This is a genomic window from Pelagibius sp. (genome assembly GCF_028289705.1).
Taxonomy (GTDB): Bacteria; Pseudomonadota; Alphaproteobacteria; order Kiloniellales; family Kiloniellaceae; genus Pelagibius.
This window is the reverse complement of record NZ_JANQOI010000144.1, coordinates 1-7,460: the sequence shown is the minus strand read 5'-3', so window position 1 is coordinate 7,460 and position 7,460 is coordinate 1. Positions and strand designations below refer to the sequence as shown.

The window sequence follows — 7,460 nt, the reverse complement described above, 5'->3', positions numbered from 1 at the left end:
CACCTTTTCCAGCTTCTGCTCCACCGCCAGCGGGGTCTTGCCCGGCGCCAGGCCGGTGCGGTTGCCGACCCGGAAGATGTGGGTGTCGACGGCGATGGTCGGCTCGCCGAAGGCGATGTTGAGCACCACGTTGGCGGTCTTGCGCCCGACCCCCGGCAGCTTTTCCAGCGCGGCGCGGTCGCGCGGCACTTCGCTGCCGTGCTCGGCGATCAGGATGCGCGACAGGGCCATGACGTTCTTGGCCTTGGAGTTGTAGAGGCCGATGGTCTTGATGTGGTCCTTCAGCCGCGCCTCGCCGAGGGCCAGCATGGCCTCCGGCGTGGTGACCTTCTTGAACAGCGGGCCCGTCGCCTTGTTGACGCTGACGTCGGTGGCCTGGGCGGAGAGCGCGACCGCCACCAGCAGGGTATAGGGATTGATGTAGTCCAGCTCGCCCTTGGGCTCGGGCATGGTTTCCGCCAGGCGGTCGAAGAAGGTGACGATGTCGGCTTTTTTCATTGGGGGGCACGGCCTCTCTCAGGGGCCCGAAGTGTAGGGCCTCCGGCCGCCACCTGTCACGACCGCCTTCTGTCACGGTCGCCTTTGCCGCAAGGCCGGCGCGGTCTATAGTGGGGCGCAAGACGGGTTATGGAAGACGACCTTCACACCAAGGCGCGCACGCCCCTGCTTTTCGATGCGGAGCTGACGCCGCACCGCAGCCTCTCGCCGCGCGGCTTCCTGCTGCTCATGGTGGCGGTCTGCGCCATCAGCTTCGGCGCCGGTCTTGCTTTCTTCCTGGCCGGGGCCTGGCCGGTGATCGGCTTCCTCGGCGCCGACGTGCTGATCATCTATGTCGCCTTCAAGGTGAGCTACCGCCGCGGCCGGCTGGTGGAGCAACTCAAATTGACGGCGGAGGACCTGACGGTGACCCGCATCTGGCCCGGCGGGCAGCGGCGCAGCTGGCAGTTCCAGACCACCTGGCTGCAGGTGCTGCTGGACAACCCGCCGCGGCACAGCAGCCCGCTGGTGCTGCGCTCCCACGGCAAGACCCTGGCCATCGGCAGCTTCCTGACCAAGGAGGAGCGGGCCGAATTGGCCGACGCCCTGCGCCACGCTCTCGCCGGCGCTCGCGGCGCGACACACTAAGCGCTGGTTTCACCCCCCTCCCGACCTCCCCCCGTCAAGGGGGGAGGGGAATTTTATAAGCCGCTTCAATAACTTCTCCCTCCCCCTTCGATGGGGGAGGGATGGGGTGGGGGTGACACCCTCGCCGCCGAAAGCCGGCCAAGGAGGGCTCGTGGCACCGCCCTACAGCCCCAAAACATCCCGCATGGAGTAGAGGCCGGCGGGCTTGCCGCGGCCCCAGAGGGCGGCCTTGACGGCGCCCTTGGCGAAGACCTCGCGGCTGCTGGCCTTGTGGGTGAGCACCACCCGCTCGCCCTCGGCGGCGAAGATCACCGAGTGCTCGCCGGGCACGTCGCCGCCGCGCAGGGTGGCGAAACCGATCTCACCGCGCGGGCGCGCACCGACGATCCCGTCGCGGGCCTTGCAGGCGACGCTGTCCAGTTCGACGCCGCGGCCCTTGGCCGCCGCCTCGCCCAGCATCAGGGCGGTGCCGGAGGGCGCGTCCACCTTGTGGCGGTGGTGCATCTCCAGGATGTCGATGTCGTAGTCTGCGTCGAGGGCGCGGGCGACCTGTTCGGTGACGAGCTGCAGCAGGTTCACCCCAAGGCTCATGTTCGCAGCCTGGATCACCACGGCATGGAGTGCCGCCCGCTCAATGGCGGCCTGATGCTCGCCGTCGAGGCCGGTGGTGCCGATCACATAGACCAAGGCCGCCTGGGCCGCCAGATCGGCATGGCGCCGGCTGGCGTCGGGGCTGGTGAAGTCGATCACCGCATCGGCCTTGGCGAAGAGCTCCACCGGGTCGTCGCCGACAGCGATGCCCAGGGGCTCGCCGCCGGCCAGCAGTCCGATGTCGCTGCCGATCACCGGGCTTTCCGGCCGGTCGGTGCCGCCGGCGATGACGCAGCCGTCGGCTGCCGCGACGGCGGCCAGGTTCATCCGGCCCATGCGCCCGCCGCAGCCGACAATGCCGATCTTGAAGGGTTCCATTCGCCTCTCCTTGTCCGGAAGGCGGTTTAGCACGGCACGATCAGGGCGCAAAGCCGGCGGCTTCCCCGTTCCCCTGCGGCCTTGACGAGCAGCCTCCGGCTCTGGCTTGCTCGCCTCAAAACCAAGGAGAGATCAACCATGCCCGAGCCGGACGGCGGCGGCTTTCTCGACCTCTGGCCGACCACGCTGCTGCGCCGAAGCCTGCCGGGCCACGACGTCGCCAACGCGGAACTGGCACGGCTGATCCTCGCCATGGAGGCGGAAAAGCGCGACCTCACCACCGACTACCGCGCCGGCAACCTCCTGACCCTGGAGAACCCCGCCGTCGCCTGGCTGCGGGACTGCATCAACAAGACGGTGATCGACTACCTGAAGCGCGCCGGCCTGGATTATGCCGTCAACTGGCACCTGCAGGGCTGGGCCAACGTGAACCGGCGCGGCGACTACCACGACCCCCACAACCATCCCCACGCCTACCTGAGCGGCACCTACTACGTGGCGGTGCCGGAGGCGCAGCCGGCAGAAGCTTTGCCGGAGAACCGGGACGACCTGCGCCCCGGCGCGATCTCCTTCTACGATCCGCGCAACGCCGCCAACATGACCGCCATCCGCGGCGACCGTCAGATCGAGGCGGAGTTCACCCACCACCCAAGGCCTGGCGAGATCCTGCTCTGGCCCGCTTTCCTGCTGCACTTCGTCCACCCCAACCTGGCCGAGGAGAAGCGCATCAGCATCTCCTTCAACGCCATGCTGCGGTGGTCCGACGCCTACTTGCCAAAGCAGGACTGAAACAGGCTTCCAGGGGGGCCGCTCACGCGCGGTGTTCGAGCCGGAAGACCCGCCGCTTGCCGCGGCCCTTGAGGACCACCTCGCCCTCGTCGCTGAGATCGAAGCCGTCGGCCAGCAGGGCTGCCGTGTCCTCGGAGACCAGCACCGCTTCCGGCGCGCAGACGCTTTGAATGCGCGCGGCGACGTTCACGGTGTCGCCCCAGATGTCGTAGGCGAACTTGTGCTTGCCGATCACCCCGGCCGTCAGGCCGCCGGAGTGCAGACCGATGCGCATGCGCCAGGGCAGTGTGCCCTGGGCCTTTGCCATGCGCAGAAAATCGCGGATCTCCAGCGCAAAGCGGGCGGCGATGATGGCGTGATCCGGCCGCTGGCCGTCGAGGCCGGCGCAAGCCAGATAGGCATCGCCGATGGTCTTGATCTTCTCCACGCCCGCACGCTGCGCGGCGTCATCGAAGGCCGAGTAGAGCGTGTTCAGGCTCTGCACCAGCTCGCTCGCCGTCATCTCCGCCGAGAGCGGCGTAAAGCCCACAAGGTCGGCGAAGACCACCGTTGCGCAGTCGACGGCATCGGCGATCAGGCTTTCGCCGGCGCCGAGACGGCGGATGGCATCGGCCGGCAGGATGTTCTGCAGCAGGCGGTCGGACTTTTCCTTTTCGGCCTCGATCTCGCTCAGCAGCGATTTCTGCAGATGGGTGTTGCCGCGCTGGATATCCTGGAGCAATTGCAGTGCCTGCTCACGGCGTTCAAGCTGGCGCGCCAGAAGCCGGTTCTGCCGGTCCAGATCGGCCAGGAGGTCGTCGATTTCGGAGGGCGCCATCAGCCGATTGCGATCGAGACGATGGCCTGGTTGTGGAAGCGCGGGGGCGCCTCGGTGGTGGCGCCGCCGATCTCACCGAACCCGTAGAACCCGGCCACCGGGATTCCCGCACCGACCTTGCGCTGTAGCTGGTCGCACTCCGTGCGGACATCGAGCGCCAGGAACATCTTGCGCGCGCCGCAGGAGCAGAAGAACAGAAGGGCCGGATCGCGGCCCTGGGGGAACTGCGCCAGGGTGCGCTCGGCCACGGCATCGGCGCCCTGCTGAACGTCGTCGTAGGTGGCGAAGGCGAGCTGAACCGTCTCGCCTTCGGGGATGCCGCCGCTGACCTCCAGAGAGCGGGTCTCCTCATCGACGGTCATGGGCGAGCGGACGCTGATGCCGCCCTGCCGTTCGATGATCGCCAGAGGAGCGCCGAGAAAGGTGCGCGCCTCCGGCCCCAGCATGGAATGATAGAAATCCAGGGCCGGCTGATCGTTGATCCGGTAGACGGTCTTGCCGCTGGAATCGGTGATGCGACCGGGCTTGCCGATGGGCTGCCAACTGTTCTCGGTGGCGATGGCCACGTCGAGGCTGCCGCCCAGCGCCAGCAGGACCACGCCCTCGCGCAGGCCCTCGTCGCCGAAGATCACCCGCGTCTCCGGGCCGGGCGGATAGCAGGCGGCGGCGCCGCCGACGATGGGCACGCTGTCGCCGAAGAGATCGTTCAGGGCCCGCAGTACAAAGCCCGGATCGGCGTGCAGGGCATCGCTGAACATGAAGCAGAGCCGCGGCGGCACTCCGCCGAGCTGGCGGCCGATCTCGGCATGGGCCTCGGCGGCGGCGCCCTCGGGATCCTCGCTCGGCGCCCGGCCCAGGGCGGTGGCCGCCACCAGATCCGCCGATCCGAAGAGGATCAGCAGGATGGAGTCGTCCTGAAAGCCGAGGCCCGAAGAAGCCTCGCCGCCGCTGGTGCAGCCGACCAGGGGGACGCCGGGGAAAGCCCGTCGCAGGCCCTTCAGCACGGCGGCGAGATCCAGACTGTCGGCGACGAAGAGCAGGCCGCAGCGCGGCGCCACCCCATCCAGGCCGGCGCGCGACCACTCGATCACCTCCGCCACAGCCCGGTCCAGGTCGATATCGGCGCTGTGCCCGACGCCGACGCTAAGCATGCGCCTTGCCCTTCCTTGGCGATGTCCGTCCCATCGCCTTCAGGTCATCAGAAATGCGCCGCCGGATCAATCGCCATGGCACCGGCTGGCGCGCTTCAAGGCGCCTCGCTATCCTCTTCACATGAGCGAGACTCAAGAACGACATGCCGGCGGCTGCCTCTGCGGGGCCGTCCGCTACGAAGTGCGCGGGCGCCTGCGCGATGTGGTGATCTGCCACTGCTCCCTCTGCCAGAAACTGCACGGCGCCTGCGGGCCCCATTCGAAGGCCGCCAAGGGCGATATCGTGCTCATCGAAGACCGCGGCCTCAAGTGGTACGAGAGCTCGGCCCGGGCGCGGCGCGGCTTCTGTGGGGACTGCGGCTCGAACCTGTTCTGGGAGCCGGTGGATCAGCCGGGCACCGGCATCCTGGCCGGCACCCTCGATCAGCCCACGGGCCTCAGGACCATCGGCCATATTTTCGTCGCCGAGAAATGCGACTTCACCGAGATCGCCGGTGACGCGCCGCAGTTCGCCGGCTCCTCGGACGGGGCGCTCGAGGGCGATGAACTCTAGCTCGCATCTCTCACGCATCGCCGACGCGCTGATCGCGGCCCAGGACGGCGCGGCGACCCTGGCGCCGATCACCGAGGCGCATCCCGACTTCAGCGTCGCGGAGGGCTATGCCGTCCTGGCCGAGATCGAGGCGCGGCGGCGCGGCGCCGGCTGGCAGTCGGTCGGGCGCAAGATCGGCTTCACCAACCGCACGCTTTGGCCGCGCTACGGCGTCTGGCAACCGATGTGGGCGCACACCTGGACCCACACGGTCCAGCACGCCGAGGCCGGGCGGGCGACGCAGTCCCTGCGCAGCCTGGTGCAGCCGCGCATCGAACCGGAAGTGGTGTTCAAGCTGAAGGGGCCGGTTCCCACCACCGACGACCCGCTGGCGGTGCTGGAGAGCGTCGAGTGGATCGCCCCTGGCTTCGAGATCGTTCAGAGCCCCTTCCCGGACTGGACCTTCAAGGCGCCCGACTGCACCGCGGCCTGCGGCCTCCACGGCGCCCTGACGGTCGGCAGGCCCCTGGCGATCACAGAAGAAAACCGCGCCAGGATCGCCGCCACCCTTCCGGTCTTCACCGCCACCCTGTCCCGCGGTGAGACGGTGATGGATCGGGGCAGCGGCGCCAACGTCCTCGACAGCCCGGCCCTCGCCCTGGTCCACCTGGCCCGGGTGCTCGCGGAGCTGCCCCAGTTCCCGCCCCTGGCCGCCGGCGAGATGGTCACCACCGGAACCCTCACCGACGCTTGGCCCGTCGCCCCCGGCGAGACCTGGTCCTCCGACTACGGCGACCTCGGCCTGGAAGGGCTGAGGCTGAGGTTCGAGTTAGGAGTCTGCCGCACTTTTGACCGTCCAATGACCTCTTGAAGGGCCCTAAGCACGGCCTGTCGCGGCACGTTTAAGCAGGGCAGATTGAGGCGTTCCCACCAGAGCTCTACCCAAGATTGGTGTTGCGAGCACCTTCGTTCCCTGACTACCTGTAGCGGTTGGGGATTCCAAACGCGGTCAATCGATGGACTGGCAAGCGATCTGGGACTGGTTGTCCGATCCGACAATCCAAGCGACGTTGTCATGGATTGGCGGCGGTTTTGTCGTGGTCATCGGAGGGGCGTGGATAGCCTTCACGTTCTTTTGGCAGAACAAGAGAGATGACTCGCCGCCAGTCCAGGTAACAGCGGACCAGCTTGTCAAGATCATCGAAGCGGCAAAAAGAGACCCGGCGCAGGACAGGCAGCATCTCACCGCCGAACAAAAGCGAACGATTGATGCGTTGGAGCAGAAACTCGGCGTCAGCGAAGGGGCCATCCGAGCCTTCTTTCGCGCGCTCGGTGAAGCGAACGTACCGCTCGAACAGCTCGAAGAGCGTCTCGTCAAAGTCGCCGAGGACTACAAACGCGTCAAGAGCCAGGTTTCCGCCAACCCCGATGATCCGAGCGAAGTCGCAGCGCTGAAAAGAGAAGCAAGAGCCGCGCTCGATAGCGGCGATCTCGACCGCGCCGACTCGCTCCTGGAGCAGGTCATTGTGGCAGAAGAAGCGGCCCTCGAAAAACGTCAACTCGAAGCGGCAAGAACCTCCGCGCTACGAGGAGATATCGCGCTTACCCGATTGCGTTATCGCGAGGCGGCACAGCACTTCGCCACCGCTGCAAAGCGGGTGCCGTCACTGCACACAGACGAAAAAATCGGTCACTTGCGCAAGGAAGCAAGTACCCTCTACCGACAGGGCCATGAATTCGGCGACAACGCGGCCCTCGCTGAGTCAATCGATCGGTATATGACCCTTCTCAACTTAAGGGGCCGCAACAACCATCCAATAGAATGGGCGATGACCCAAAACGACTTGGGCAACGCCCTTCAATGCCTTGGGGAGCGCGAGAGCGGCACGGCGCGGCTCGAAGAGGCGGTCGCCGCCCATCGCGAGGCGCTGAAGGAATACACCCGCGAGCGCGTGCCGCTGCAATGGGCAACGACCCAGAACAACCTGGGCAACGCCTTTCAATGCCTCGGGACCCGCGAGAGCGGCACGGCGCGGCTCGAAGAGGCGGTCGCCGCCTATCGCGAGGCACTGAAGGA

Annotated in this window: 9 protein-coding genes; 5 read left to right on the top strand and 4 right to left on the bottom strand. The window is 67.3% G+C overall.

All coding sequences use genetic code 11. The features are described 5' to 3' along the window. The coding region (nth, locus tag Q0996_RS18410) for an endonuclease III (RefSeq protein WP_299623092.1) at positions 1-498 on the bottom strand (498 nt) is incomplete at its 3' end. 129 nt (positions 499-627) lie between these two features. Between nth and Q0996_RS18405 the strand changes: the two genes are divergently transcribed. After that, positions 628-1,125: a DUF2244 domain-containing protein gene (locus Q0996_RS18405; RefSeq protein ID WP_299623089.1), complete on the top strand. Its 498-nt coding sequence runs from the start codon at positions 628-630 to the stop codon at positions 1,123-1,125. Between the two features lie 162 nt (positions 1,126-1,287). On the opposite strand, the gene dapB is transcribed toward Q0996_RS18405, so the two are convergent. Further along, positions 1,288-2,094 (bottom strand): 4-hydroxy-tetrahydrodipicolinate reductase, encoded by an 807-nt coding sequence (dapB, locus tag Q0996_RS18400; protein WP_299623086.1) that lies wholly within the window; start codon positions 2,092-2,094, stop codon positions 1,288-1,290. 138 nt (positions 2,095-2,232) lie between these two features. Here dapB and Q0996_RS18395 point away from each other — a divergent pair, with 138 nt between their 5' ends. After that, complete coding sequence (locus Q0996_RS18395; RefSeq protein ID WP_299623084.1) at positions 2,233-2,883, top strand: TIGR02466 family protein; 651 nt, start codon at positions 2,233-2,235, stop codon at positions 2,881-2,883. A gap of 22 nt (positions 2,884-2,905) precedes the next feature. Here the strand turns inward: Q0996_RS18395 and Q0996_RS18390 are convergent, their stop codons facing one another. Both Q0996_RS18390 and Q0996_RS18385 read right to left on the bottom strand, forming a co-directional pair. After that, the gene (locus tag Q0996_RS18390; protein WP_299623081.1) at positions 2,906-3,700 is read right to left on the bottom strand and encodes an adenylate/guanylate cyclase domain-containing protein; all 795 of its coding nucleotides are present in this window, start codon (positions 3,698-3,700) and stop codon (positions 2,906-2,908) included. Next, positions 3,700-4,851, bottom strand: coding sequence for an FIST signal transduction protein (locus Q0996_RS18385; RefSeq protein ID WP_299623078.1), 1,152 nt, complete (start codon positions 4,849-4,851; stop codon positions 3,700-3,702). The genes Q0996_RS18390 and Q0996_RS18385 overlap by 1 nt, the downstream gene beginning before the upstream one ends. A 121-nt stretch (positions 4,852-4,972) precedes the next feature. On the opposite strand from Q0996_RS18385, the gene Q0996_RS18380 reads away from it, so the two are divergent. From Q0996_RS18380 to Q0996_RS18370, 3 genes are all read left to right on the top strand, one after another. Next, positions 4,973-5,404 (top strand): GFA family protein, encoded by a 432-nt coding sequence (locus Q0996_RS18380; protein ID WP_299623076.1) that lies wholly within the window; start codon positions 4,973-4,975, stop codon positions 5,402-5,404. After that, complete coding sequence (locus Q0996_RS18375; RefSeq protein ID WP_299623073.1) at positions 5,394-6,254, top strand: 2-keto-4-pentenoate hydratase; 861 nt, start codon at positions 5,394-5,396, stop codon at positions 6,252-6,254. Before Q0996_RS18380 ends, Q0996_RS18375 begins: the two co-directional genes overlap by 11 nt. Before the next feature lie 145 nt (positions 6,255-6,399). Further along, the coding region (locus Q0996_RS18370; protein WP_299623071.1) for a tetratricopeptide repeat protein at positions 6,400-7,460 on the top strand (1,061 nt) is incomplete at its 3' end.

Bases quoted from the DNA above. Each gene is read 5' to 3' on its own strand.
- Q0996_RS18405 (WP_299623089.1), top strand. From the start codon at position 628: ATGGAAGACGACCTTCACACCAAGGCGCGCACGCCCCTGCTTTTCGAT.
- dapB (WP_299623086.1), bottom strand. From the start codon at position 2,094: ATGGAACCCTTCAAGATCGGCATTGTCGGCTGCGGCGGGCGCATGGGC.
- Q0996_RS18395 (WP_299623084.1), top strand. From the start codon at position 2,233: ATGCCCGAGCCGGACGGCGGCGGCTTTCTCGACCTCTGGCCGACCACG.
- Q0996_RS18390 (WP_299623081.1), bottom strand. From the start codon at position 3,700: ATGGCGCCCTCCGAAATCGACGACCTCCTGGCCGATCTGGACCGGCAG.
- Q0996_RS18385 (WP_299623078.1), bottom strand. From the start codon at position 4,851: ATGCTTAGCGTCGGCGTCGGGCACAGCGCCGATATCGACCTGGACCGG.
- Q0996_RS18380 (WP_299623076.1), top strand. From the start codon at position 4,973: ATGAGCGAGACTCAAGAACGACATGCCGGCGGCTGCCTCTGCGGGGCC.
- Q0996_RS18375 (WP_299623073.1), top strand. From the start codon at position 5,394: ATGAACTCTAGCTCGCATCTCTCACGCATCGCCGACGCGCTGATCGCG.